General features: G+C 42.7%; 17 protein-coding genes, 18 tRNA genes and 3 rRNA genes. All 38 read right to left on the bottom strand.

Annotated elements, in window-relative coordinates:
- Window positions 1-45: 45 nt before the first annotated feature.
- Window positions 46-1593, bottom strand: a complete 1548-nt coding sequence (gene purH / locus H8787_RS00265; protein WP_187327979.1) for a bifunctional phosphoribosylaminoimidazolecarboxamide formyltransferase/IMP cyclohydrolase — start codon at window positions 1591-1593, stop codon at window positions 46-48.
- Between the two features lie 41 nt (window positions 1594-1634).
- Window positions 1635-2342, bottom strand: a complete 708-nt coding sequence (locus H8787_RS00260) for a suppressor of fused domain protein (RefSeq protein ID WP_048800325.1) — start codon at window positions 2340-2342, stop codon at window positions 1635-1637.
- Between the two features lie 106 nt (window positions 2343-2448).
- Window positions 2449-3003, bottom strand: coding sequence for a phosphoribosylglycinamide formyltransferase (gene purN, locus H8787_RS00255; RefSeq protein WP_187327978.1), 555 nt, complete (start codon window positions 3001-3003; stop codon window positions 2449-2451).
- Window positions 3003-4025 (bottom strand): phosphoribosylformylglycinamidine cyclo-ligase, encoded by a 1023-nt coding sequence (purM, locus tag H8787_RS00250; protein ID WP_187328353.1) that lies wholly within the window; start codon window positions 4023-4025, stop codon window positions 3003-3005. Before purM ends, purN begins: the two co-directional genes overlap by 1 nt.
- Window positions 4026-4271: 246 nt before the next feature.
- Window positions 4272-5711, bottom strand: a complete 1440-nt coding sequence (gene purF / locus H8787_RS00245) for an amidophosphoribosyltransferase (RefSeq protein ID WP_187327977.1) — start codon at window positions 5709-5711, stop codon at window positions 4272-4274.
- A gap of 25 nt (window positions 5712-5736) precedes the next feature.
- Window positions 5737-6357, bottom strand: coding sequence for a DNA alkylation repair protein (locus H8787_RS00240; RefSeq protein WP_003071279.1), 621 nt, complete (start codon window positions 6355-6357; stop codon window positions 5737-5739).
- A 21-nt stretch (window positions 6358-6378) separates the two neighbouring features.
- Entirely contained in the window at window positions 6379-10104 is a 3726-nt protein-coding gene (locus tag H8787_RS00235) for a phosphoribosylformylglycinamidine synthase (protein WP_187327976.1), read from the bottom strand.
- 9 nt (window positions 10105-10113) lie between these two features.
- Entirely contained in the window at window positions 10114-10821 is a 708-nt protein-coding gene (gene purC, locus H8787_RS00230) for a phosphoribosylaminoimidazolesuccinocarboxamide synthase (RefSeq protein WP_006270101.1), read from the bottom strand.
- A 158-nt stretch (window positions 10822-10979) separates the two neighbouring features.
- Window positions 10980-11225 carry an acyl carrier protein gene (locus tag H8787_RS00225; protein ID WP_006270090.1) on the bottom strand — a complete coding sequence of 82 codons (246 nt, stop codon included), beginning with the start codon at window positions 11223-11225 and terminating at the stop codon, window positions 10980-10982.
- Entirely contained in the window at window positions 11222-12220 is a 999-nt protein-coding gene (gene plsX / locus H8787_RS00220) for a phosphate acyltransferase PlsX (RefSeq protein WP_006270084.1), read from the bottom strand. Before plsX ends, H8787_RS00225 begins: the two co-directional genes overlap by 4 nt.
- Window positions 12217-12990 (bottom strand): DNA repair protein RecO, encoded by a 774-nt coding sequence (recO, locus tag H8787_RS00215; protein ID WP_115262733.1) that lies wholly within the window; start codon window positions 12988-12990, stop codon window positions 12217-12219. The genes plsX and recO overlap by 4 nt, the downstream gene beginning before the upstream one ends.
- Window positions 12968-14155 (bottom strand): pyridoxal phosphate-dependent aminotransferase, encoded by a 1188-nt coding sequence (locus H8787_RS00210; RefSeq protein ID WP_048800332.1) that lies wholly within the window; start codon window positions 14153-14155, stop codon window positions 12968-12970. The genes recO and H8787_RS00210 overlap by 23 nt, the downstream gene beginning before the upstream one ends.
- 231 nt (window positions 14156-14386) lie before the next feature.
- Window positions 14387-15358, bottom strand: coding sequence for a ribose-phosphate diphosphokinase (locus H8787_RS00205; RefSeq protein ID WP_020997513.1), 972 nt, complete (start codon window positions 15356-15358; stop codon window positions 14387-14389).
- A gap of 140 nt (window positions 15359-15498) precedes the next feature.
- A complete protein-coding gene (gene pcsB / locus H8787_RS00200; protein ID WP_126441036.1) occupies window positions 15499-16719 on the bottom strand; it encodes a peptidoglycan hydrolase PcsB in 1221 nt (406 codons plus the stop codon).
- 109 nt (window positions 16720-16828) lie between these two features.
- The gene (gene mreD, locus H8787_RS00195; protein WP_003071293.1) at window positions 16829-17329 is read right to left on the bottom strand and encodes a rod shape-determining protein MreD; all 501 of its coding nucleotides are present in this window, start codon (window positions 17327-17329) and stop codon (window positions 16829-16831) included.
- 1 nt (window position 17330) lies between these two features.
- Complete coding sequence (mreC, locus tag H8787_RS00190) at window positions 17331-18137, bottom strand: rod shape-determining protein MreC (RefSeq protein ID WP_187327975.1); 807 nt, start codon at window positions 18135-18137, stop codon at window positions 17331-17333.
- Window positions 18138-18231: 94 nt separating this feature from the next.
- A tRNA-Ser gene (locus tag H8787_RS00185) sits at window positions 18232-18319 on the bottom strand.
- Between the two features lie 10 nt (window positions 18320-18329).
- Window positions 18330-18403: transfer RNA gene (locus tag H8787_RS00180), tRNA-Ile, on the bottom strand.
- 35 nt (window positions 18404-18438) lie between these two features.
- Window positions 18439-18509, bottom strand: a tRNA-Gly gene (locus H8787_RS00175).
- 17 nt (window positions 18510-18526) lie between these two features.
- Window positions 18527-18599 (bottom strand) — tRNA-Phe (locus tag H8787_RS00170).
- Between the two features lie 6 nt (window positions 18600-18605).
- Window positions 18606-18679: transfer RNA gene (locus tag H8787_RS00165), tRNA-Met, on the bottom strand.
- Window positions 18680-18691: 12 nt separating this feature from the next.
- Window positions 18692-18781: transfer RNA gene (locus H8787_RS00160), tRNA-Ser, on the bottom strand.
- A gap of 14 nt (window positions 18782-18795) precedes the next feature.
- Window positions 18796-18869 (bottom strand) — tRNA-Ile (locus H8787_RS00155).
- 14 nt (window positions 18870-18883) lie between these two features.
- Window positions 18884-18957 (bottom strand) — tRNA-Met (locus tag H8787_RS00150).
- A 6-nt stretch (window positions 18958-18963) separates the two neighbouring features.
- Window positions 18964-19037, bottom strand: a tRNA-Pro gene (locus tag H8787_RS00145).
- A 39-nt stretch (window positions 19038-19076) separates the two neighbouring features.
- Window positions 19077-19150: transfer RNA gene (locus H8787_RS00140), tRNA-Arg, on the bottom strand.
- Between the two features lie 9 nt (window positions 19151-19159).
- A tRNA-Leu gene (locus H8787_RS00135) sits at window positions 19160-19245 on the bottom strand.
- Between the two features lie 7 nt (window positions 19246-19252).
- Window positions 19253-19324: transfer RNA gene (locus tag H8787_RS00130), tRNA-Gly, on the bottom strand.
- Between the two features lie 15 nt (window positions 19325-19339).
- Window positions 19340-19412, bottom strand: a tRNA-Thr gene (locus H8787_RS00125).
- 10 nt (window positions 19413-19422) lie between these two features.
- Window positions 19423-19504, bottom strand: a tRNA-Leu gene (locus H8787_RS00120).
- A gap of 9 nt (window positions 19505-19513) precedes the next feature.
- Window positions 19514-19586, bottom strand: a tRNA-Lys gene (locus H8787_RS00115).
- Between the two features lie 27 nt (window positions 19587-19613).
- Window positions 19614-19686, bottom strand: a tRNA-Asp gene (locus H8787_RS00110).
- Between the two features lie 17 nt (window positions 19687-19703).
- Window positions 19704-19776, bottom strand: a tRNA-Val gene (locus tag H8787_RS00105).
- 105 nt (window positions 19777-19881) lie between these two features.
- A 5S ribosomal RNA gene (gene rrf, locus H8787_RS00100) occupies window positions 19882-19997 on the bottom strand.
- A 251-nt stretch (window positions 19998-20248) separates the two neighbouring features.
- A 23S ribosomal RNA gene (locus H8787_RS00095) occupies window positions 20249-23151 on the bottom strand.
- A 190-nt stretch (window positions 23152-23341) separates the two neighbouring features.
- Window positions 23342-23414 (bottom strand) — tRNA-Ala (locus H8787_RS00090).
- 56 nt (window positions 23415-23470) lie between these two features.
- Window positions 23471-25026 (bottom strand): 16S ribosomal RNA (locus H8787_RS00085).
- Together the 16S, 23S and 5S rRNA genes with 18 tRNA genes alongside form the textbook arrangement of a ribosomal RNA operon.
- Window positions 25027-25226: 200 nt before the next feature.
- Window positions 25227-25709, bottom strand: a complete 483-nt coding sequence (locus H8787_RS00080) for a sigma-70 family RNA polymerase sigma factor (protein ID WP_187327892.1) — start codon at window positions 25707-25709, stop codon at window positions 25227-25229.
- Window positions 25710-26063: the final 354 nt, after the last annotated feature.

The following is a 26063-nucleotide window of genomic DNA, read 5'->3' as shown; positions in this document are numbered from 1 at the left end:
ACAACTTTAAAAACCTTGGAAAAAATTCCAAGGTTTTTTCTGTTCTCAATGTCTAAAATGTCTCACACCCGTAAAGACCATAGCAATGCCGTATTTATCAGCCATATCGATAGACTCTTGGTCACGGACGGAACCGCCGGGTTGGATGATAGCTTTGATACCAGCAGCTGCAATTTCTTCAACGTTATCAGCAAACGGGAAGAAAGCGTCAGAAGCAAGAACAGCCCCGTCAAGGCGATCTTTAGCTTGGTCAATGGCGATGCGAACAGAAGCGACACGATTGGTCTGACCTGGGCCGACACCAAGTGTCATGTGGTCATTGGTCACGATAATGCCATTAGACTTGACATACTTGATGGCTTTCCAAGCAAATTCAAGAGCAGTTTCTTCCGTTTTAGTTGGCTGGCGCTTGGTAACGACCTGCCAATCGGCTGGACTTTCTTTGACCACGTCTTGATTTTGCACAAGGAGGCCACCAACCACGCCAGTATACTCTTTTTCAGCCTCGCTAGCTTCTTGAGCGTCAAAGGGAAGTTGCAGAATACGCAGATTTTTCTTTTTGGTTGTGAGAATAGCTAGCGCTTCGTCTGTATAAGATGGCGCAATGATGATTTCTAGGAAGATAGCGTGCATCTTCTCAGCTGTCGCTGCATCAACCTCACGGTTTAGGACAACAATGCCGCCGAAGATCGAAACTGAATCAGCCTCATAAGCGTAATCCCAAGCTGTTTCAATGTCATCAGCCTGACCGATACCACATGGATTCATGTGCTTGAGCGCCACAACGGTTGGACGGTTTTTAAAGTCACGAATGACACGGATAGCCGCATCAGCATCGCGAATATTGTTGAAGGACAATTCCTTACCGTTGAGCTGCTGAGCAGAGGCAATAGAATAAGCAGTTGGCAAGGCTTTTTGGTAGAAATCCGCATCCTGCTGTGGATTTTCACCATAACGCATTGGCTGCTTGAGGTCATAAGTCAAGTTGAGTTTTTCAGGTTTTTCTTCACCCACTTGAGCAGTGAAATATTCAGCGATGAGGGCATCGTAAGCTGCGGTGTGACGGAAAACTTTAGCTGCCAGACGCTTACGAGTTTCATAAGTTGTTTCTCCGTTCGCTGACAATTCGTCAAGAACCTCAGCGTAGTCAGCAGGGTCAACCACAACCGTCACACTGGCATGGTTTTTAGCTGCTGAACGCAGCATAGATGGTCCGCCGATATCAATATTTTCAACCGCATCCGCATAGGTTGCATCTGGTTTAAGAATAGTCTCCTTGAATGGGTAAAGGTTGACAACGACCAAATCAATCGGTATGATGCCATGTTCTTTCATAGCATTAACATGACTATCAAGGTCTCGGCGCGCCAAGAGACCGCCATGAATTTTAGGGTGAAGAGTCTTGACACGACCATCCATCATTTCAGGAAAGCCAGTCACATCGTCAATAGCGATGGTGTCAATCCCTGCCTTGTCAAGGGCAACCTTAGTTCCGCCGGTTGAGACGATTTCCCAACCCAAGTTTTTCAATTCTTTAGCAAAGTCAACAATGCCCGCTTTGTCTGAGACGCTGATAAGTGCGCGTTTAGTCATGTTTTTTCCTTTCATTTTATCAATAGATTCCTTCAAATTATCTAAACTAAAGACTGGCGATTATAGTCTGTAATCTGATTTCCAAGCTCTTGCAACAATTTCCTTACCTCAAGCTTACTTGTTTCACTTTCATAAACACTTCGCAGTTCTGCATCTGTCGCACCAATCAGAGTGACAAATTCTACTTTTCCATGAGGAGTATCTAGAGGCTTAGCTAGATTGTCACTAGCGGTCAGAAAACCTGTCAGTTTAGATTTCTGCTGGATATCGATTCCTACCGTTTGCTTCATATAAATATATTCTTCTGGTAAAACTACTTTACCTGTTTTAAAAATATATCTTGCAACATACTGCAATAAACCACAGCCATTTTTGATTTCTTCTTCGTCATTAGTAGATTTCTTTAACTTAAAAGTCAATTCAATCCCATAACCACTGTATTCTGAGTCGGTGCTTTCTTTTGTATATAACTCCGACAAGCCATAGCTGACAAAATGCCAAAAATCTCCCGCATCGTAGACACTTATACCGTCAAGCGGATCTGGACCCCCAAACATATACTTGACAACCGTCCCATAATGAAGAGGATTGGGCTGATCAGGATATAAACGATCAAATTCTGCATCAATCGCTTCCCATCCTGGAGCGCTATCATCTGTATCTTCAGATTTAACAACAGTCTTATCTCCATCTTCAATTGGTGTCTCTTCACTGGAAAATTTCTTCTTAAAAAAATCAAATAGACCCATAAAATTCTCCTTAGCTAACGCCCCTACTCATGATTTACCAACCCTGATAGAGATAGTTTATGAACAGGTCCTTACCTTTACCATAAAATCATCTCTCACTACCTTCTTATCTTCTCTCGACCCCTAAACTCTCCAGCACTTGAGGATAGAGCTGATACTCGGCAGCATGGATGCGTTCTTCAAAACTTTCAATCGTGTCATGAACTAGCCGTGGGACACGGACTTGTTTAATGACCTTGCCAGTATCCACACCTGAGTCCACCCAGTGAATGGTCACGCCGCTCTCAGTGACACCGGCATTCCAGGCATCTTCGATACCATGAGCACCTGGAAATTCTGGCAAATAGGCTGGATGGATATTGATAATGCGGCCTTGATAGGCAGCCAGCAAGGTTGGGCCAACGATTTTCATGTAACCAGCTAGGCAAACAAGATCAATAGCATATTTTTCCAAGAGGTCAATGATAGCCTGCTCATAGGCAATTTTGTTGTCAAATTCCTTGAGTTCAAAGGTGTAACTTTTGATACCGAGATTTTTAGCACGCTCCAAGACATAGGCATCACGATGGTCAGAGAAAACAAATTCTACTGGGAATTGCTCGCCGATGACCTGAAAATTTGACCCATTACCAGAAGCGAAAACAGCAATTTTTTTGCTCATTATTTGATTACCACACTTGCGTCAGCTTTTTTCACGATACGCCCAAGCTCATAAACAGGCTCATCAAGGACTTCCTTGACACGGTCAACCTTTTCAGGACTGACAGCCAGCATGAGCCCGATACCCATGTTGAAGATTTCAAACATTTCGTCGTGCTTCAGCTCACCATATTTTTCAAGCGCCTTGAAGATTGGCAGAACTGGCACCTTGTCTTCTTCGATTTCGGCTGCCAAATCGTCCCCAAACATACGTGGGACATTTTCGATAAAGCCGCCACCTGTGATGTGGGCAATACCGTTGACTAATTCTTCCTTAATCAATGGCAGAGCTGCTTTGACATAGATACGAGTAGGTTCAAGTAAGACATCTTTGAGTTTTTTACCTTCCAATTCTGGCAGTTCTTCTTCACCAGTATAGTCTGCAAAGACACGGCGGACAAGCGAATAACCGTTTGAATGGATACCGCTGGAAGCCAATCCCAGTAGCACATCTCCTTCTTTGACTTTTGAGCCGTCGATGATTTGTGATTTTTCAGCCACACCGACCGCAAAACCGGCCAAGTCGTAATCGTCTTCGCCATACATACCCGGCATTTCGGCTGTTTCGCCACCAATCAGACCAGCACCAGCTTGGACACAGCCTTCAGCCACACCAGCAACCACCTGCTCTAGTTTAGCAGGTTCATTCTTACCCGTTGCAATGTAGTCTAGGAAATAAAGGGGTTCAGCACCCGCAGCAATGATGTCGTTGACACACATGGCCACACAGTCCTGACCAATAGTGTCGTGCTTGTCATATTTAATCGCAAGCATGAGCTTAGTTCCGACACCGTCCGTTCCTGAAATCAAGACAGGCTCTTTGACGTCCAGCCGGGACAAATCAAACATCCCACCGAAGCCACCAAGAGTTCCCAGAACACCAAGACGCTCCGTACGCGCCACATGTTTCTTAATCCGAGCAACAACCTCGTATCCCGCCTCAACATCAACACCAGATTGAGCGTAAGCATTTTTTGTCATAATAATTTTCCTTCTCTTTTTTGTCAAAAAACCATATTGAAGATTGCGACGTTTTTTCAGTCAAACCATAATTTTGACTGAAAAAGCTAGTCAGGTCTTTAGCTTTGGCCCCATAGGACAAAGCGTCCACTGACAAATGCTTTAGCCTTTAGTCAGTGGTAAGACGTGGAGCGTAAGCATTTTTTTCTGTCATAATATTTTCCTTCTTTTTTCTTCGGAAATAGCAGAGCTGCTATTGAGTTCGGTCTATCAATAAAAACTAACCTTCTCATCCAAGCTTCTACGATAATCTTTCTCGTAATCATAAATCGGTGTTGGGTACTCTCCATCAAAGTAAGCAACACAGAGACCGCCGTTTGGGGCATTTGTTTCAAGTCCGATAGAGTCAATCAAGCCGTCAATAGACAAGTAAGTTAGGCTATCTGCACCGATAATCTGGCGTGTTTCTTCAACAGAATGATTAGCCGCAATCAATTCACGCCGTGTTTGAATATCAATTCCATAGAAACATGGATATTTTAGAGGTGGGCTAGCAATTGCCACGTGAACTTCTGTAGCTCCAGCTTCTTTCAAGAGCTGAACGATACGACGTGAAGTTGTCCCACGCACGATGGAGTCATCAATCATGACGACACGTTTGCCCTTAACCACTCCAGATACGGCAGAAAGTTTCATGCGAACCCCTTGCTCACGCAGTTCTTGCGTCGGCTGGATAAAGGTTCGCTGAGTGTATTGATTTTTGATGAGACCCATTTCATTTGGCAGTCCTGATTCTTCGGCGAAGCCCATAGCTGCGCTGAGTGAGGAATTAGGTACACCAACCACAATGTCTGCCTCATGTTTGAACTCACGCGCCAACTGTACTCCCATACGTTTACGAGCAGTGTGGACATTGACCCCGTGAATATTTGAGTCAGGACGGGCAAAGTAGATGTATTCCATTGAACAAATAGCCAGCTGTGTATCTGTCGTGTAAGTGTCGTACTGGATACCACTGTTATCAATGATAACCACTTCACCCGGCTTGACATCACGAATCCACTCGGCACCCACCACTTCAAAGGCACAGGTTTCGCTGGAAACAACGATGGCACCATTTGCCATTTTACCAATAGAAAGCGGACGAAAACCGTTTGGATCAAGAGCTGCAATCAGCTTATCTTCCATCATCAGAAGATAGGCAAAACCACCTTTGACCGTATTGAGCGCTTCCTTAACCTTGCCCATAAAGCTTGGATTATGGCTGCAGCGAATAAGATGAGCCAGAATTTCCGTATCAGATGAAGAAGAGAAAATAGCGCCGTTATGTTCTAATTCTTTCTTCAGGGTTTTCGTATTGGTCAGGTTACCGTTATGTGCCAGACCAAATTCCATATCGTAAAACTTAAAATGGAAAGGCTGGATATTATCAATAGAGGCTTCTCCAGCCGTTGCATAACGGACATGCCCAATAGCAGCCTGACCTGTTAATTTTTCCAAATTAGCTGGATTTTTGAAAACTTCTGAAATTAATCCTGTATCACGATGTCGTATCAATTTGCCAGCATCATTTGTCAGAATGCCAGCACCTTCTTGACCACGGTGTTGCAGACTATGCAGTCCAAAATAAGTGACTTGAGCTGCTTGAGGATGTCCCCAGATACCGAAGACCCCACATTCTTCGTTGAGAGATTTTACTTCGTATGTCATTTTATATACCTTTTGTACTTAAATTCTAGGCATCAATAAATTTACTTGCCAATTTATAAACTTGGTTAATTTCTTTACTTTCTAATTTCCAATTTTTCAACTCAATTTTAACTAAATCTGGAAATTTTTTACTAATGTCTCTTAAAGCATTCCCTACTGATTTTCTAACATATTCGCTTACATCCTCTTTTAAGTCAGCTATTCTTCTGATAGCTTCATTTGGGTTCTCTTTAAAGTATGGTCTATTTGTCCATATTCTTAACCCTTCTGTAACAGCTCTCCTCGTATGGAGATTGCTACTTTTTAACCATTCATCAATAATTGGAAGTGCTTTTTTATATCCTGTTTTCTTACAAAATTCATCAAACGCCTTTGCCAACACTTCTTGAACTCTCCAGTTACTATCTTTAGAAACTTCATCTCTCATAAATATTAAAATTTCTTTATCTTTTGATAAGTATCCGAAAAGGAATACAGCGTACATTCTTACTTGGTAAACATCAGATTGATAAGCTAAAAATGCTAATTTCTTGATATACTCACCATCGTTGGATTTATAATCAGTTAAGGCTCTTTGTTCTTCCTCTTTAAATCCGTGTTCTATAAGTGAAAAATCTTTTTCTAGCCTTGCAACATACTGTTTCATAATATCCCTTCTGCAAATAGGCTATTTCCCAGTAAAGTATTTCACTGCACTTTCAAATAGGCCTTGGTCTTTGTTACCTGGGATGTTTTGGAAGAGGCCATTTTCATAGCGTTCCGAGTGTCCCATCTTACCAATGATTTGACCGTTCTTACTCGTAATCCCTTCAATAGCGTTGAGCGAACCGTTTGGATTGTATTTAGAATCCATAGAAGGCTTACCATCAAAGTCCACGTATTGGCTCCAGATTTGACCATTGTCACGCAGTTCCGCAAATTCTTCAGCTGTCACGACAAATTTCCCTTCACCGTGAGAGACTGGAATCGCATGAATATCACCAACCTTAACACCTGCCAACCATGGAGAGTTGGTATTAGCGATACGAGTTTCCACCATCTTAGCCACGTGCTGGTTGGCATCATTGTAGAAGAGGGTTGGGCTTGTCTCACCAACTTCTTCAAAGTCACCATAAGGCAGAAGACCTGATTTGACAAGAGCTTGGAACCCATTACAGATACCGATGATGAGGCCACCCTTTTCAATGAAGCTGTCAATAGCAGAGCGAACTTTTTCATTAAGTAAGATATTGACGATAAACTTAGCCGAACCATCTGGCTCATCTGCTGCTGAGAAGCCACCAACAAAGAAGATAATATTGGCTTTAGCAATGTTGTCAACCATGGTGTCAACAGAAGCCTCAATTGCTGCTTCATTAAGAGTCACGAATGGCACCAAGTTGACTTTGGCACCAGCTTGTTCAAAGGCCTTAGCTGAATCGTACTCTGAATTGGAACCAGGGAAAACTGGGATATAAACCAGAGGCTGTGCAATTCTTTCTTTAGCTTTTATAACAGCATCAGATACCACAACAGGTACTTCTTGAAGAACTGTTGACTGTTCAAACTCGGTTGGATAAACATCTTCCAACTTACCTTCAAAGGCTGCAAGTAATTTCGCAGCGGACAAGTTGACACCATTAACAGTTATTGTAAATTCTGCAACAGTTTGACCAATTTTCATTGCGTCAGCAATGACTTCATCAGATGTAAAAACAAAACCACCAAGCTGAGCTGTCAAGCTGCTGTCAAGCTCAGCTATTTCTACAGTTGCACCAATACGGTTACCAAAGCTCATAAGTGCTAAACTTTCAAGAACACCACCGTATTTAACAGCTGAAGCTGCTGTTACTTTATGCTTAGCCTGAATAGCTTCAAATTGTGCAAAGTTAGCCTTGATATAATCAAAATCAATATCTTCTGAAATAGCCTGTCCTGGGACGTAGTAAATATTCTCCCCAGCAGTCTTAAACTCAGGAGAAAGCACCTGGCGACTATCTACTGTTGTCACACCAAAGGCAACCAAGGTTGGCGGTACCGTCAATTCTTCAAAGGTCCCTGACATGGAGTCCTTACCACCAATTGATGGTAGCCCAAGCTGGATTTGTGCCTCGATCGAACCAAGCAGAGCAGCTACTGGCTGACCAAAGCGATCCGCTTGTTTATCCATGCGTTCAAAGTATTCTTGGTAAGAGAAACGCGCACGAGACCAATCAGCACCTGTTGCTACCAAGCGAGCTGTTGCTTCAATAACAGCGTAAGCTGCACCATGATAAGGTGACCACTCCGCAATATAAGGATTGAATCCCTGTGCCATGACAGAAGCCGTTGTTGTTATACCATTTTGTACTGGCAATTTTTGCACAGAGCTTTCAGTAGGTGTGATTTGATAACGACCACCGATTGGATGATTAACTGTTGAACGTCCAACCGAGCTGTCAAAGATAGTTTGCAACCCTTTTTGACTAGCGTGGTTAAGGTCAGACAAGACTTTCGCTGTGTCTGCTTCAAGTGTTGCTGCTGATGTTGTACGCACCGCAGGAAGGGCAACATCCTTATCCACAACATTTGCATCAACAACCACACGCACACCGTTGGTATCAAGGAAAGCACGTTCCAAGTCAACGATGGTTTCACCCTTCCAAGTCATGACAAGGTTTGGTTTTTCAGTAACAGTCGCGACAACAACTGCATCAATGTTCTCTTTATGACATGCTGCAATAAAGGCGTCCACATCACTTGGACGAACAACAACAGACATGCGTTCTTGTGACTCAGAAATGGCAATTTCGGTACCGTTAAGACCTTGGTATTTTAGTGGCACTTTGTCCAAGTCAATTTCAAGACCATCTGCCAATTCACCAATAGCCACACAGACGCCGCCAGCACCAAAGTCATTTGATTTCTTGATGAGACGAGTGACATTGCCATTGCGGAAAAGACGTTGAATCTTACGTTCTTCAATAGCATTCCCTTTTTGCACTTCGGCACCTGCTGTCTCAACCGATTCAACCGTTTGAACCTTGGATGAGCCTGTAGCACCACCGACACCGTCACGTCCTGTTTTTCCACCAAGAAGGATGACCACATCACCAGCTTCTGGTTTTTCACGCACGACATTTTCTTTTGGTGCCGCACCGACAACAGCACCTAGCTCCATACGCTTAGCAACAAAGCCTGGATGGAAGTACTCTTTGACATAGGTAGTCGCAAGTCCTATTTGGTTCCCGTATGACGAATAGCCGTGCGCCGCCGTTTTAGAGATGACTTGTTGCGGCAATTTACCAGAACGTGTTTCTGCTATTGGTGCGGTAATATCACCTGCACCTGATATACGCATAGCTTGGTAAACATAAGAACGACCTGACAACGGGTCACGAATAGCACCACCAATACAAGTTGCAGCTCCGCCAAAAGGCTCAATTTCCGTTGGGTGATTGTGGGTTTCATTTTTGAACATAAGCAGCCAAGGTTCTTTGATACCATCTACATCTACCTCAATTTCAATCGAGCAGGCATTGATTTCGTCCGACACTTCCATGTCGTCCAAACGCCCATTAGCACGCTCATAACGACCAAAGATCGTCGCCATATCCATAAGCGTCTGTGGCTTTTCAGAACGTCCCAATTCGTCACGCATGGCAATATATTTATCGTAAGTTGCCTGCAATTGTTTTTGGAACTTAGAAGCTGAAAAGTTAATATTTTTCAATTCTGTCTCAAAAGTCGTGTGACGGCAATGGTCAGACCAGTAGGTATCCAAAACTTTCAATTCTGTTTCTGTTGGCACACGCCCAATTGATTTAAAATAATCTTGAATAAAAACAAGATCATCCACTTCCATAGCCAAACCTTGTTCCGCCTTGTAAGCCGCAAAATCTTCAGCTGTATAAGTCTTGAAGAAATCCAAATTTGGAATTGTTTCGTCAGAAGTTGAAAATTCCTGCGGACGAATAGACAAGGTAATATCTTTGAAACGCGAATCAACTGGATTCAAAAGATAATGCTTCACCGCTTCCAACTCAGATGCATCAATATCCTTATTAACCAGATAAAGCTGGGCAGTATTAACCGTTACGTTGCTGTCACTACCAAGTAAGAGCAAAGCCTCTTGTGAACTTGCTGCCCGCTGGTCAAACTGACCCGGCAAAGCTTCAATAGCAAAAAAAGCATGGCTGTTAAGATCCGCCTGCACAGTTGCTTCATCTAAAATTGTATCTGTCACCTGCTCAGAAAAGATATGCTTTTGCGCACGCGCAAACAGGCTTTCTTCTAAATTAAAGATATCATAAACCTGCACAATACGTAAAATTTTTAAGGAGGTTAACTGCAAATTATGTGTTAGTTCTTTGACCAGTGACTCCGATTTAATGCTAAAGTTAGCTTTTTTCTCAACAAAAATACGTCTATCCATGTTCAATCCTTACTTAAGTTCTTGCAATTTTTCCCATACCACTTCGTAAACATCCGTTAATTCTCCTAACCCTCTTCGGAAGACATCTTTGTCCATGTGATGCCCTTGCGCATCCCAAAGACGACAGTTATCTGGTGAAAACTCATCTGCTAGGATAATTTTACCATCTTTATCAAAACCGAATTCCAATTTAAAATCAATTAATTTAAGTCCGATTTGATGGAACCAATCTGACAAGAGTTTGTTTATCCGACGTGTTTCAGCTTTAATATAGGCAATATCTTCATCGTTAGCAAGCTTTAAAAATTTCACATGTTCATCATTAATGAAGGGATCATCCAACTTATCATTTTTATAATAAAATTCGACAATTGGCTCTTCCAGTTCGATTCCTTCTTCCAACCCAAAACGTTTAGAAAAAGAACCTGCTGTCACATTACGCAGAACAACTTCAAGCGGAATAATGCTGACCTTTTTATTCAGTTGTTCTGTTTCTGATATTTTTTCAATGAAATGCGTTGCAACCCCAGCTGCATTTAATTTTCTAAAAATGAGAGATGAGATTTGATTATTAAGAACACCCTTCCCTTTAATCGTCTCTTTACGAGCGCCATTAAGCATTGTCGCTTGGTCTTTGTAACGTGCAACAATGATATTTTCATCATCTGTCAAAAATAAATCTTTAGCTTTTCCCGAATATAATAAATCACTCGTCATTTTAATATTCGCCTTTCGTCTTTTTCTGACTTAAGTCTATCATATTGGAAATAGTTTTTCAAGAAAATAACGTACAATAATGATAAATAACAAAAAAACAACTGGTTTTTCAGTTGTTTTCTTACAATTGATTTCTTATAGAGATAAAATGTTCGCTTTTATCCTTTGTTCAAGTTTTTCTGTACGCAAGCGACGACATCGCTCACATTATTCAAACTATCTATATCTTCGTCTGAAATTTCAATGTTAAATTCATCTTCTACAGTTAGAATAAATTCCATCAAATCCACCGAATCCGCTTTTAAATCATCTTTTAAACTCAATTCTTTAGTGACAACAAAATGTTCACCCTGACTTTCCTGAATAATTTCTATAATTTTTTGATAAATTTCTTGTTCTGTCATTTTACTTCTCCTGAAAATTCTTGTACCGCTTTTCCAACAACATCTGTTTCTAACATTGTACGAATTTGGCGAATCGTGCTGTAAACTGCTTTCGCATCACTCGCCCCATGTGTTTTAACAACAGGTGCCTGCACTCCAAACAAAACAGCACCGCCTACCTCAGAATAATTTAAACTACTCTTCAAAGACTTTAGACTGTCTTTCAGCAACACTGCACCTAGTTTTGCTTTCCAGCCACTATCTAAAATAGATTTTTTAAGCTGGCTCATAATTCCCATGGCGGTTCCCTCCATAGCTTTCAATACTGCATTACCTGTAAACCCATCTGCTACAACAACATCCGCTACATGATCCATTAAATCACGCGCTTCCACATTTCCAATAAAATTCAATGAGGCATCCGACACTAACAAATCATACACTTCCTTACGAAGCGAATCTCCCTTACTGCTTTCAGTTCCGTTATTTAACAGCCCAACACGCGGTTGCTTGACTCCTCGTACATTTTCAGCATAAAATGACCCTAAAATAGCATACTGATGCAAATGATGAGCCGTATTTTCTGCATTAGCTCCCAAGTCCAACATATCAAATCCTTTTCCATCTGTCGTTGGTAATGTGGACATCAAACCCGGACGGTCAATATTCTTGATACGACCGACGATGAAGAATCCAGCAGCCAAAAGCGCTCCAGTATTCCCCGCAGAAAGAATGGCATCAGCTTCTCCAGTCTTTACCGCTTTGGCCGCTAACACCATACTGGCATTTTTCTTCTTACGAATAGCTTTAGTCGGCTCATCATCTGAATTGATTTTTTCATCTGTATGAACAATACGAACCCGCTCAGTTGCCTTTAAATACTGCTTGATTTTTGCTTCATCTCCATAAAGGATGACTTCAACATCCGAAAAATCGTTCAGGGCTTGATTAACCCCCTCTACAATAGATTGTGGGGCATAATCACCACCCATGGCATCAATTGCTATTTTTTTCATTTCGACTCCTTGTTCTTTAAGATTTCTCCCCAGTCTCCCAGAGAATCAATAAATTTTTTGGACTTTAGATGAATCCCAACATATTCTTCATAAATTTGATCAATCACTTTTCGCAATTGTTTTTTCAATTCAGATTTCAAAGAAATTGTCTCCAGTTCACTAAATTGAACAGCCTGAAATTGGTCTAATAAGTAAGGAATATTGGGCTCCAAATGACTCCGTCGCTCGTCCTTGTCGTAATGCTCCGGACATAAAACGCCACTATAAGTAAAAGAAAAATCAAACGGTAGCCCTATTTGGTGGCAAAAACAACACTCATGAAAATTCAAAGAAACACCAAAACGCGATAAAATTTGAATTTCAAAAATATTTGTCAAGACTTCATAGTCCAAACCTTGCTCCATCAATTCTAATGTTTTTTGCAAAAAAACAAAGAGAGCAGAATCTATTTCATTATCCTGAATACTGGCATCCGCCAGAGCTACCACATAAGTCGCATAAGCCATTGTAAAAAGATCATGATTGATATGCTGAAAAGTTCTAATTTCTTGATAATCATCAATATAACTTAAACCGTCATCATTTATTTTCATCAAAAAATCTGCCATTACTAGTGGTTGAATAACCGGATTCAACTTAGAATTTCTAGCATGTTTCACGAAAAACATTCGCTTACCCGCTTGCTCTGTGAAAATTTTGACCAACTTATCATTTTCTCGGAAATTACGATTATAGAGAACCAAACCTTTACTTGTGATAGATTTCAGCATATCCCTCCATATATTCCTTAAGTCGCTTCATTGCTTCCTTTATCGTATCCATGCTGGTCGCATAAGAAATACGTACATATCCTTCTCCATACCGCCCAAAAGCAGCACCAGGAATGAAAGCAACTGCTTTTTTATGTGCAAAATCCTTCAAAAAAGCAAAAGAATCTTGATTATAGTCAGCTGGAATTTTAGCAAAAATGTAAAATGCACCGTCTGGCTTGATAATCGTAAAGCCCAATTCTGTCATTTTTTCTATAATGTAATCGCGACGCTCAATATATTCCCTTTTCATTGGCTCTGCATCATCTTTACCTACTGTCAATGCTTCCACTCCTGCAAATTGAGCCATCGTATTTGCAGCTGTTACCAAGTACTGATGACTCTTAATCAACTGAGCAGTAAATGCTGCTGGAGCAAAGGTAAAACCCAAACGCCATCCTGTCATCGCATGCGATTTAGACAAACCATTGATAACAATCGTTTGCTCTGGTAAAAATTCTGCAATAGATACATGTGGCTGCTCGGTATAAGTCAGCTCAGAATACACTTCGTCGCAAACAACAAAGACATCATACTTTTTCAAGACATCGGCTAAATCAGCTATTTGTTCACGAGAATAGGTAATGCCCGTAGGATTAGCTGGGTAATTTAAAATAACAGCTTTTAATTTATCTCCTTGCTCCAAAATCGCTTTTTCCAACATATCAGGTGTTAAAACAAAATCATTTTCTGTCGTATCAATCTCAACAACTTCTGCCCCAATAAGATTAACAATCGGCTCATATCCTGGATAAGCAGGTGCGGGTAAAAGCACCTTATCTCCTTCTTCTAAAATAGCCGTCAACGTAGCAGACAAAGCTTCAGTTGCCCCAATTGTCACTAAAATTTCTGTTTCAGGATCATAAGAAAGATTGTATTTTTCTTTTACAAATTGACTGGCTGCCTGACGCAATTCTAACAGCCCACTCATGCCTGTATAATGACTCTTGTTTGCATCAATTGCCGCTTTTGCAGCTTCTTTTACATGATCTGGAGTTGTAAAATCAGGCTCTCCTAATGTCAAACGAAGAACTCCAGGAATGCTCGAAATAGATTGATCAAATTGCCGAATCAAAGAAACTTCAATTTTATCTAAATTTTTGTTAAAACGTTTCGTCAAATCCATATCTTACCTCCAAAATCTGATAGAACTATTATACTATAAAATCAAAAACTTGTTAAATCAATACTTTAGCGAGAGTATCTCCGCTATTTCTGCAACCTATCTGGACAAAGTCTTTTTTATTATTCAAAAAAAATAAAAAAATAGCATAATATTGAGGAAAATTCATCACTTATCGTCTAATTGAAACAAAAAAATCACTCCAGCTATCAGAGTGATTCCTATCTAGATTTCTTATGAAAGAGCCGTTAAAGTTTCAAATAGTGGCGAAAGAGGACGTTTTTCATGAATACGTACGATAGCCTCTGCCAAAAGATGTGCAATCGAAATTTGTTCAATTTTATCAATTAAACGTTCTTCTGGTAAATAAATTGTATCTAATACGATCAATTTTTTAATTGCTGATTTTTGAATATTATCCATAGCAGGACCTGAAAGTACTGGGTGAGTACAGCTTGCATAAACCTCTACCGCACCTGCCTCAGCAAGCGCATCAGCAGCATGGCAAATTGTCCCAGCCGTATCAATCATATCATCAATCAAGATACAAGTCTTGCCTTCTACCTTACCAATGATATTCATCACTTCACTCGTATTCATCTTATCCACGCTACGTCGCTTATCAATAATCGCAATCGGTGTTTTCAAAAACTCAGCTAATTTACGAGCGCGCGTCACACCACCGTGATCAGGGCTGACAACCACATAGTCAGTACCTGTCATTCCACGACGTTCAAAATAATCCGCAATGAGAGGAGCACCCATGAGATGATCTACTGGAATATCAAAAAATCCTTGAATTTGAGCTGCATGCAAATCAATTGTCAACAAACGATCCACACCTGCCACTTGCAACATATTTGCAACTAATTTTGAAGTGATCGGTTCACGAGCGCGTGCCTTTCGATCTTGACGAGCATAACCATAATAAGGCATAACAACATTGATAGACTCGGCGCTTGCACGTTTCAATGCATCCACCATAATCAAAATTTCCATCAAATTATCATTGACAGGAGAACTCGTTGATTGCAAAATAAAAACATGTTTCCCGCGGATAGATTCTTCAATATTAACCTGAATTTCCCCATCGGAAAATTGACGCACAGTTGACTTTCCAAGCTCTATGCCAATCTCTTGAGCAACACGTTTAGCCAATTCTTGGTTGGACGAAAGAGCAAAGAGCTTTAAATCAGAAAACGACATAATTTCCTCCAGTATGTATTCGTTTCTTTGTAAACCAGTTACAAATATTCTCCAATTAACATTGTAACCCTTTTTAGTTAATTTTTCAATCAAAAATAAAAAACGCATCATGCGCTTTTTATCTCTTTATTCTTTATTCATTAATTTGGATAGATGTAAGTAAATGAGCCTTGTCCTGCAGCAGCTGGATTGAACCAACCACGGTAATTTCCAATAGCTTGATTACCTGCATAGTTTGCTTCAGATACTTGAATACGTGTAGGTGATTCTACAGCTGTCACCACGGCAACATGACCATAACCACCATCATTCCACGAAATGATTGCACCAACTTGAGGTGTTGAACCTGTACGGAAACCAGCCGCAGCTGCACTTGCTGCCCATTGAGCACCATTACCCCAATAATCCCCAGCCCACGGAGCTAATGTTTTCGCTCCCCAAGTACATTGACCAACTGGATAAGTTGAAGCTGAAGAACTATAAGTAGGACGACTAACAGTTGATGTAGTTGATGTAGAACGAGTCGTCACATTTGTTTGAGTTGGAGTAGCTGCTGAAGCGCTATTATTCACCGCTTGCACCTGTGCCTCAAAATTTGTATTTGCTGAAGAAACGACTGCTTGTGCTTGTGCTGCTTGTTGTGCTTTATAAGCTGCTTCTTGTGCTGCTGCTTCTTCCGCAGCCTTTTGTGCTGCTGCTTTTTGAGCTAACAATGAATTCTTTTCACCTTCAGCAGTTGCTTTTTCTGCAGCAAGATTTAACTGAGCTGCTTTTAATTCAGCTTGTTTAGTAGATAATGTTTTTGCATCATTTTCAAGTGTTTGTTGATTTGCAATAACGGTATTTATCGCTTCATTATTAGCTATTTGTTTTTCAGAAATTGCTTTTTTATCTTGCTTTTGTTGCTCTAACATTTTATTGTTTGCTGAAACAATTTCATTCATCGCAGAAACACGTGAAATGGCTTCTGTGATAGATTTTGAATTTACAATTGTATTGATATAACTTGTAGCCGTACCACTCGTTTGGGCACTACGTGCTTGATTAGCCAATGATTCGTTGCGCGCTACAATATTTTTAGACAAAGCTTCAATTTCAGCTGATAATTTCTTTGACTCAGCTTGGAGTTTATCATTTTCAGCTTTCAATTTTTCTTGTTGAGCTTGGATGGATGAGACTTGACTTTGAATTTGATCTACCTGAGCTTGAGCTGATTTTTGTTGATCAGTCAAACTATTAATTTTGCTATCTTGTGCGGCGATTTTATCATCAGTGGAATCTGCATGTACATTTACAAGAGATGCTCCTTGTGCAAGAACCATTGTACTTAATAAGATTGACGTAAGTAATTTTTTCTTCATAAACAATTATACTCCTATTCGATAAGACATTTATAAGTATAACAAAAAAAGGCATTGAGTATGTTACGCCTTTATTACATTTCTATTTCCAATTTATCATAAATTTTTATCATAAATATATCTTTTCCAAAATTGGTCGAATCAATAAAAAGAATAATAAATTGAACACCATCGTCGGAGCCATTGTATAAACGACAAAATCTGCAAAAGACATTCGAGTCAACTGAGTAACATTTGCCAAAGCAAACGTAGCTATTTCAAAGAAAAATACCAAAATAGCAACTGACAAAAAGCGACTAACTCGATTAGTCATCAAAACAGAATTGTATTTACTAACAACAATCCCACTTAAAGGCAATAATAATGTCGAAAGACCAATAATATGAAAATAATAAGCGTCATACAATAGACCGATTAACAATAAAATAACAAAATTAATATTTTCCGAGAAATCTATAGAAACGTACAAAATTAAAATAAGTAAAAGATGACTGAGTAAGTGAATATCATTCGAAAAAAGATTAGTCAAAAGATTTGAAAGATGACCATCTATTAACATCACAACAAATAAAACCAAAAAAGGTAAAACGTAGTTTTTAAAAAATTTCATATCAATTTCCTACCAATGTTACCACACGAATATCTGACAAATCTGCACTCGGTTTTACAAATACCTCTTTTGTTAAATGATCAGATTTTTCAGTAACAGAAAGAACTGTTCCGACTGGAATATTGGGAATGTTATACGTTCCTAAACCGCTTGTCACAACTTTCTCACCTTTTTTAATTGTATCCGAACTGTTTAACTGACTGATAATGAAAGCAGATTTTTCTTTACTGTAGCCAACAATCACTCCATAAATAGTGCTTGTCTCCGTTTGAATTCTTACTGAAATATTGTCAACATTTTTATTGTTTGTTAAAAGATTTACTCGACTAGAATGAGCAGCAACATCTTTCACACTACCAATCAAGCCACCATTTGCCACTGCTAACATTGTATTTTGAATCCCATTTTGACGACCAGCATTGACAGTTAATTCAGATAACCAAGAAACAGGCATACGCGTGATAACATCAGATGAAACCGTCTTTTTTGACTCATAGATATTTTTCATTTCTAATAGTTGTCTTAATTGAGCATTTTCATCTTTTAATGAATCTAAATCAGCCGATTGTTCTTCTACTTTAAATAAAGTCTTTTTTAATTGCTTATTTTCCCTATATGTTCGCGATAAATCAGTCAAATCTGATTTAACATCCGCTAAAAAACTAAATGGTTTTGAAACAATATTATCCAAAATAGAAACAACATTAGAAGCTTCATTCACCACACCTAAAGAACGAGTAGTAACCAAAAGTACAGAAGTTATTATTATCAAAACAGCAGTCATAATAAGAAATTTGGATTTTTTCATATGATTCACTCTACTCCAAAATAGATACAATATCTATCACACAAGATTCACAGATAACAGAAAAGGAGATAGCTATCGCTACACTCCTTAAATACGGAGAATGGGGGATTCGAACCCCCGCGCCAGTTACCCGACCTAACGATTTAGCAAACCGTCCTCTTCAGCCTCTTGAGTAATTCTCCAAAAATATTATGGGCACGAGTGGACTCGAACCACCGACCTCACGCTTATCAGGCGTGCGCTCTAACCACCTGAGCTACGCGCCCAAGTTCAAAAACTTGGTGTGAACATCTCCGTTCAAAGCGGGTGACGAGAATCGAACTCGCGACAACAGCTTGGAAGGCTGTAGTTTTACCACTAAACTACACCCGCTTAATCAATTAAACAAATGGCGCGAGACGGAATCGAACCGCCGACACATGGAGCTTCAATCCATTGCTCTACCAACTGAGCTACCGAGCCTACCTATTGCGGGAGCAGGATTTGAACCTACGACCTTCGGGTTATGAGCCCGACGAGCTACCTAGCTGCTCCATCCCGCGCTATTCCTACTAAGGAGGATGTGGGATTCGAACCCACGCACGCTTTTACACGCCTGACGGTTTTCAAGACCGTTCCCTTCAGCCAGACTTGGGTAATCCTCCACAATATAACAAAATGGACCTTGTAGGACTTGAACCTACGACCACTCGGTTATGAGCCGAGAGCTCTAACCAGCTGAGCTAAAGGTCCAACAAGATCAATTATAGCGGCGAAGGGGATCGAACCCCCGACCTCCCGGGTATGAACCGGACGCTCTAGCCAGCTGAGCTACACCGCCATAGCATCGGGAAGACAGGATTCGAACCTGCGACACCTTGGTCCCAAACCAAGTACTCTACCAAGCTGAGCTACTTCCCGTATAGGTAGAAAAACCGAAGCCCTCAGACCTCTTCCCCATGCACCCTAGAGGAGTCGAACCTCTAACCGCCTGATTCGTAGTCAGGTACTCTATCCAGTTGAGCTAAGGGTGCTCTTTCCTATGCCGAGGACCGGAATCGAACCGGTACGATTGCTTCCAATCGCAGGATTTTAAGTCCTGTGCGTCTGCCAGTTCCGCCACCCCGGCTCCCTCAAGCGAACGACGGGGTTCGAACCCGCGACCCCCACCTTGGCAAGGTGATGTTCTACCACTGAACTACGTTCGCATCCTTTTCTTCTTATGCCGGCTACATGACTTGAACACGCGACCCTCTGATTACAAATCAGATGCTCTACCAACTGAGCTAAGCCGGCTTATCTTCTATGCGGGTGAAGGGACTTGAACCCCCACGCCGTTAAGCGCCAGATCCTAAATCTGGTGCGTCTGCCAATTCCGCCACACCCGCCTGTGACTATGACCCGTACTGGGCTCGAACCAGTGACCCTTTGATTAAAAGTCAAATGCTCTACCAACTGAGCTAACGAGTCTCTCTAATGTATCTCTATACACTAAAACGGTCCCGACGGGAATCGAACCCGCGATCTTCGCCGTGACAGGGCGACGTGATAACCGCTACACTACGGGACCTATTCTTTCTAGAATGATGGGAGTTAACGGGATCGAACCGCTGACCCTCTGCTTGTAAGGCAGATGCTCTCCCAGCTGAGCTAAACTCCCTTGGAATGGAGTTTAGCTCAGCCAACGGTGAGAAACTTCGTTTCTCTTATCCACCGATTGAAATGTCGATTCCCTCTCCATTTCAACTAAGCTAAACTCCCCTTTGCTAAGCGACTACCTTATCTCACAGGGGGCAACCCCCAACTACTTCCGGCGTTCTAGGGCTTAACTGCTGTGTTCGGCATGGGTACAGGTGTATCTCCTAGGCTATCGTCACTTAACTATATGAATGGACTCGGTCAAAAGTTTCGCTTCCTCTATCTCCCAAGCCAAAACATCCACTGGATATTTCGTCCACTCAAAATTGAATAACGCTCTCAAATCGTTTCAAGCATAAACTAAACATTCTGTGCTCTCAATAAAATTGTACTCGGGCTAAATCCTTGGAAAAAAGATAAATGGTCTGGTGATCATTGAACACTACTCCCATTTCCTATTTCTCAAGGGGATTTTTCACCCTTAGTAACTAATCTAGGATAAGTCCTCGAGCTATTAGTATTAGTCCGCTCCATTGCTCACACAACTTCCACTCCTAACCTATCTACCTGATCTTCTCTCAGGGCTCTTACTGATATAAAATCATGGGAAATCTCATCTTGAGGTGGGTTTCACACTTAGATGCTTTCAGCGTTTATCCCTTCCCTACATAGCTACCCAGCGATGCTCTTGGCAGAACAACTGGTACACCAGCGGTAAGTCCACTCTGGTCCTCTCGTACTAGGAGCAGATCCTCTCAAATTTCCTTCGCCCGCGACGGATAGGGACCGAACTGTCTCACGACGTTCTGAACCCAGCTCGCGTGCCGCTTTAATGGGCGAACAGCCCAACCCTTGGGACCGACTACAGCCCCAGGATGCGACGAGCCGACATCGAGGTGCCAAACCTCCCCGTCGATGTGAACTCTTGGGGGAGATAAGCCTGTTATCCCCAGGGTAGCTTTTATCCGTTGAGCGATGGCCCTTCCATACGGTACCACCGGATCACTAAGCCCGACTTTCGTCCCTGCTCGAGTTGTAGCTCTCGCAGTCAAGCTCCCTTCTACCTTTACACTCTACGATTGATTTCCAACCAATCTGAGGGAACCTTTGGGCGCCTCCGTTACTCTTTAGGAGGCGACCGCCCCAGTCAAACTGCCCGTCAGACACTGTCTCCGTAGATGATCAACCTACCGGGTTAGAGTGGCCATAACACAAGGGTAGTATCCCAACATCGCCTCCATCGAAACTGGCGTCCCGATCTCATTGGCTCCTACCTATCCTGTACATGTGGTACAGACACTCAATATCAAACTGCAGTAAAGCTCCATGGGGTCTTTCCGTCCTGTCGCGGGTAACCTGCATCTTCACAGGTACTAAAATTTCACCGAGTCTCTCGTTGAGACAGTGCCCAAATCATTACGCCTTTCGTGCGGGTCGGAACTTACCCGACAAGGAATTTCGCTACCTTAGGACCGTTATAGTTACGGCCGCCGTTTACTGGGGCTTCAATTCATACCTTCGCGTTACCGCTAAGCACTCCTCTTAACCTTCCAGCACCGGGCAGGCGTCACCCCCTATACATCATCTTACGATTTAGCAGAGAGCTGTGTTTTTGATAAACAGTTGCTTGGGCCTATTCACTGCGGCTCAGTTAAACTGAGCACCCCTTCTCCCGAAGTTACGGGGTCATTTTGCCGAGTTCCTTAACGAGAGTTCTCTCGCTCACCTGAGGCTACTCGCCTCGACTACCTGTGTCGGTTTGCGGTACGGGTAGAATATAGATTAATGCTAGAAGCTTTTCTTGGCAGGGTGACATCACTCACTTCGCTACTAAACTTCGCTCCCCATCACAGCTCAACGTTACAGATATAAGCATTTGACTCATACCACGCCTCACTGCTTAGACGTGCTCTTCCATTCGCACGCTTGAGTTAGCCTTCTGCGTCCCTCCTTCACTCTATACTCTAGTACAGGAATCTCTACCTGTTGGCCATCGGATACACCTTTCGGTCTCTCCTTAGGTCCCGACTAACCCAGGGCGGACGAGCCTTCCCCTGGAAACCTTAGTCTTACGGTGGATGGGATTCTCACCCATCTTGCGCTACTCATACCGGCATTCTCACTTCTATGCGTTCCAGTGCTCCTCACGGTACACCTTCGCCACACATAGAACGCTCTCCTACCATACCTATAAAGGTATCCACAGCTTCGGTAAATTGTTTTAGCCCCGGTACATTTTCGGCGCAGGGTCACTCGACTAGTGAGCTATTACGCACTCTTTGAATGAATAGCTGCTTCTAAGCTAACATCCTAGTTGTCTGTGCAACCCCACATCCTTTTCCACTTAACAATTATTTGGGGACCTTAGCTGGTGGTCTGGGCTGTTTCCCTTTCGACTACGGATCTTAGCACTCGCAGTCTGACTGCCGACCATAATTCTTTGGCATTCGGAGTTTATCTGAGATTGGTAATCCGGGATGGACCCCTCACCCAAACAGTGCTCTACCTCCAAGAATCTTCATGTCGACGCTAGCCCTAAAGCTATTTCGGAGAGAACCAGCTATCTCCAAGTTCGTTTGGAATTTCTCCGCTACCCACAAGTCATCCAAGCACTTTTCAACGTGCCCTGGTTCGGTCCTCCAGTGCGTTTTACCGCACCTTCAACCTGCTCATGGGTAGGTCACATGGTTTCGGGTCTACATCATAATACTAAGTCGCCCTTTTCAGACTCGGTTTCCCTACGGCTCCGTCTCTTCAACTTAACCTCGCATCATAACGTAACTCGCCGGTTCATTCTACAAAAGGCACGCTCTCACCCATTAACGGGCTCGAACTTGTTGTAGGCACACGGTTTCAGGTTCTCTTTCACTCCCCTCCCGGGGTGCTTTTCACCTTTCCCTCACGGTACTGGTTCACTATCGGTCACTAGGGAGTATTTAGGGTTGGGAGATGGTCCTCCCAGATTCCGACGAGATTCCACGTGTCTCGCCGTACTCAGGATCCTGCTAGGTATAAAGACTATTTTAAATACGAGGCTCTTACTCTCTCTGGCAACCTTTCCCAAGGTCTTCTTCTATAATCTTTACGTCCACTTCGCAGTCCTACAACCCCGAAGAGTAAACTCTTCGGTTTGCCCTCCTGCCCTTTCGCTCGCCGCTACTTAGGCAATCGCTTTTGCTTTCTCTTCCTGCAGCTACTTAGATGTTTCAGTTCACTGCGTCTTCCTCCTCATATCCTTAACAGATATGGGTAACAGGTAGTACCTGTTGGGTTCCCCCATTCGGACATCCCTGGATCTACGCTTACTTACAGCTCCCCAAGGCATTTCGTCGTTTGTCACGTCCTTCTTCGGCTCCTAGTGCCAAGGCATCCACCGTGCGCCCTTACTAACTTAACCTTATTTTGACCTTTCAGTCATAAACTCATTAATATTCACAGCGTTTCGGTTTATTTTCTTGTTACTATTTGATATCGTTATTCAATTTTCAATGGGCTAATTAGGTTCGTGTTCAACTTCTTTACCCGTTGAACACCTATCCTATCTTATCTAGTTGAACAAGAATCTCATTTCTTTGCATCCTAGATAATGGAGCCTAGCGGGATCGAACCGCTGACCTCCTGCGTGCAAAGCAGGCGCTCTCCCAGCTGAGCTAAGGCCCCACAAGACCTCTCAAAACTAAACAAAACGAACTCAATGGCTTCCGATTTTTCCTTAGAAAGGAGGTGATCCAGCCGCACCTTCCGATACGGCTACCTTGTTACGACTTCACCCCAATCATCTATCCCACCTTAGGCGGCTGGCTCCTTACGGTTACCTCACCGACTTCGGGTGTTACAAACTCTCGTGGTGTGACGGGCGGTGTGTACAAGGCCCGGGAACGTATTCACCGCGGCGTGCTGATCCGCGATTACTAGCGATTCCGACTTCATGTAGGCGAGTTGCAGCCTACAATCCGAACTGAGACTGGCTTTCAGAGATTAGCTTGCCGTCACCGGCTTGCGACTCGTTGTACCAGCCATTGTAGCACGTGTGTAGCCCAGGTCATAAGGGGCATGATGATTTGACGTCATCCCCACCTTCCTCCGGTTTATTACCGGCAGTCTCGCTAGAGTGCCCAACTGAATGATGGCAACTAACAATAAGGGTTGCGCTCGTTGCGGGACTTAACCCAACATCTCACGACACGAGCTGACGACAACCATGCACCACCTGTCACCGATGTACCGAAGTAAAGCTCTATCTCTAGAGCGGGCATCGGGATGTCAAGACCTGGTAAGGTTCTTCGCGTTGCTTCGAATTAAACCACATGCTCCACCGCTTGTGCGGGCCCCCGTCAATTCCTTTGAGTTTCAACCTTGCGGTCGTACTCCCCAGGCGGAGTGCTTAATGCGTTAGCTGCGGCACTAAGTCCCGGAAAGGACCTAACACCTAGCACTCATCGTTTACGGCGTGGACTACCAGGGTATCTAATCCTGTTCGCTCCCCACGCTTTCGAGCCTCAGCGTCAGTTACAGACCAGAGAGCCGCTTTCGCCACCGGTGTTCCTCCATATATCTACGCATTTCACCGCTACACATGGAATTCCACTCTCCCCTTCTGCACTCAAGTTAAACAGTTTCCAAAGCCTACAATGGTTGAGCCACTGCCTTTCACTTCAGACTTATCTAACCGCCTGCGCTCGCTTTACGCCCAATAAATCCGGACAACGCTCGGGACCTACGTATTACCGCGGCTGCTGGCACGTAGTTAGCCGTCCCTTTCTGGTTAAGTACCGTCACTGTGTGAACTTTCCACTCTCACACACGTTCTTCCTTAACAACAGAGCTTTACGATCCGAAAACCTTCTTCACTCACGCGGCGTTGCTCGGTCAGGGTTCCCCCCATTGCCGAAGATTCCCTACTGCTGCCTCCCGTAGGAGTCTGGGCCGTGTCTCAGTCCCAGTGTGGCCGATCACCCTCTCAGGTCGGCTATGTATCGTGGCCTTGGTGAGCCGTTACCTCACCAACTAGCTAATACAACGCAGGTCCATCTGGTAGTGATGCTCTTGCATCTTTTAACATCTTACCATGCAGTAAAATGTCTTATGCGGTATTAGCTATCGTTTCCAATAGTTATCCCCCGCTACCAGGCAGGTTACCTACGCGTTACTCACCCGTTCGCGACTCACTGATGAAATTGTAGCAAGCTACGGCTTCATCGGTGCGTTCCACTTGCATGTATTAGGCACGCCGCCAGCGTTCGTCCTGAGCCAGGATCAAACTCTCATATAAAGTTTGAGCTCTCACTCATTTCTGTCACTGACAGATTTATTTTTCTTTTGTTTGACGGACTGTCTCTCAACAGTCGCCTGCACATTGGTTCGTCTTGTTCAGTTTTCAAAGGTCTTTATCGCCCTCAAGCGACAACTATCTTAGTATATCACCTCCTCCTCTTCTTGTCAATACTTTTTTTCATCTTTTTTTATTTTCCTCTAGCTTTTTCTTTCATCGTAATCTTGTAAGTAGGTCCGTAACTCCCGAAGCATCGCTTGGCGTCCTTGAAACCGTTCATCTGCTAGTAAGCGCTCATACTGTTCTTGTTTCTCTGGACTTAGCTGTTTTTGATAGCTCTTTAGTTGGTCTCGGAGAATCACCAATTCATCCAAATAGAGTTCTTTCAGGCTGAGCTTGTGACCTATCTCGCTCACTTCCTCATAGACTTGACGGTCTAGTTTGCGCTTTTGGCTTTCTTGTTTACGCAGGATGTCCTTGATGTGATTACGGAACTTGGTCTTATAGTAAACATAGAGACGACTTTCTGACTCTACCAGTTGCGGAAAGCGACTCACCAACTCATATAAGACCAGCATCCCTTCTTGGTCCCAATCACTTAACTCCCACAGGTGGACATAATATTCCCGGCGACACTTCAGTACGATCCCTCTCACTTTGTCATACAACTCCTTGAAGTCCATTTCATAACCCTCCTTTTTTCTTTAGTATAACAAGGAGAGGAACATTTGACTTCCTTCTTTTCTCTTCCGACTTCTATTTGTGCCTTTCTGACAACCTTAGCCCAAGCAATTACACTTCTGGGATAAATTGTGAACGTTGAGAGAGAAGAGGTTATCTCTATATCGAAAAATTGTATTCATTCTCTCCATTTAAATTTATACAGTCCTCTATACGAATTTGTTTCTGCCGAAGAATCCTCACAGAGATTACGAAATTTAAATAACGCCTGCTTACGAAATTGCTTTTATAGGAAAAGCAATTTCGTAAACAAGCGTCTACGGTGATTATCATAAGATGAGTGTTCCCGCTAGGAA

The sequence above is a fragment of the Streptococcus sp. NSJ-72 genome, from assembly GCF_014334035.1.
Classification (GTDB): Bacteria; Bacillota; Bacilli; order Lactobacillales; family Streptococcaceae; genus Streptococcus; species Streptococcus constellatus.
This window is presented reverse-complemented; position numbering and strand designations above follow the sequence as displayed.